This window comes from Robertmurraya korlensis, from assembly GCF_023715225.1.
Lineage (GTDB): Bacteria > Bacillota > Bacilli > Bacillales > Cytobacillaceae > Robertmurraya_A.
In genome coordinates this window covers 1-382 of sequence record NZ_JAMBNS010000161.1, presented here as the reverse complement: position 1 = coordinate 382, position 382 = coordinate 1, and the positions used below count along the sequence as shown (strand labels likewise).

The 382-nt window shown below is 46.3% G+C and carries 1 protein-coding gene; it reads right to left on the bottom strand.

Going from position 1 to position 382, the window contains the following annotated elements; translation table 11 throughout:
• On the bottom strand, positions 1–326 hold a 326-nt coding region (locus tag M3175_RS26205), incomplete at its 3' end, for an ABC transporter substrate-binding protein (RefSeq protein ID WP_251524642.1).
• Positions 327–382 lie beyond the last annotated feature (56 nt).

The window sequence follows — 382 nt, the reverse complement described above, 5'->3', positions numbered from 1 at the left end:
AGTGACTGATTAGGGATATATTTGCCTTGGCTTAGGCACAGTTTTTGTGACCATTTCAGTTTAGACAAGTCGGCATAGCTTGAGATGTCATTGGTGTGGAGTACACGACTATCATACACTGCGGTACGCGCGTAGCTCGATAACGCAATCCAATTGCCATCAGGATCGCGGTAACGCTCTGGGACATGTGCCACTGCTTTTTCGGCATTAAAGGGTTGTAACAGCCCCTCTTCGACTGCAGTGCTAAAAATACCTGCATCTTCAGTCAAGATCACATCCGCAGGGCTATTGGCACCTTCTGCTTTTAACCGTGCCAAAATTGACATTGGCTCATCTTGCACGATATGAATCGGCACATTGATTTGCCTAGCATAGCTAGTTA